The organism is Methylibium sp. T29, from assembly GCF_000576205.1.
GTDB classification, from domain to species: domain Bacteria; phylum Pseudomonadota; class Gammaproteobacteria; order Burkholderiales; family Burkholderiaceae_C; genus Methylibium; species Methylibium petroleiphilum.
In genome coordinates, this window is sequence record NZ_AZND01000603.1 from 1 (window position 1) to 537 (window position 537).

A 537-nucleotide genomic window follows, 5' to 3' on the forward strand; every position below is an offset into this window, starting at 1 on the left:
GTCAGCGTGGTCTGGGGGGCGGCCGATGCCACCTGCGACCCGGCCGTGGCCCAGGCGCTCGCGGCGGCGCTGCCAGGCGCCTTGTCGAACGAGGTGCCGGAGGCCGGTCACCGCATGAGCGATCCCCGCTTGGCGCCGGCCTTGCGTGCTGCCGCGCGCGACTGGGCGCTGCGGTGTCGGGGCATCGGCTGAACCAACTCCCTTTCCCTCTCCCCGCAGACGGGGAGAGGGGGTCTTCTTCTCCCTCTCCCTCTCCCGCTTGCGGGAGAGGGCCGGGGTGAGGGCGGCCGGGTGGCGGGCCGGTCGTCAGCCGCTCGGCCCGCCGGTCATTCCGGCTCGCGCCAGCGCAGCTTGCGGTAGATGGTGTTGCGGCTGATGCCCAGGCGCTTGGAGGCGACCGAGATGTTGCCGTCGGCGGCGTCCACCGCGTGGCGGATCATCTCGCGCTCCAGTTCCTCGAGGGTCTTGCCGCCGCTGTCGATGCCGCTCGCCATCGCGCGCACCACCGCCCGCGCGGGCCCGCCGGGTGCCGCGGCG

General features: G+C 74.7%; 1 protein-coding gene and 1 pseudogene. One reads left to right on the forward strand and one right to left on the reverse strand.

Annotated features, from left to right (window positions below; genetic code table 11):
* Positions 1 to 192, forward strand: a pseudogene (locus tag x551_RS26130) (hypothetical protein); the annotation flags it as partial.
* A gap of 134 nt (positions 193 to 326) precedes the next feature.
* Here the strand turns inward: x551_RS26130 and x551_RS23075 are convergent.
* A partial coding sequence (locus tag x551_RS23075) for a helix-turn-helix domain-containing protein (RefSeq protein WP_253950477.1) occupies positions 327 to 537 on the reverse strand: 211 nt, incomplete at its 5' end.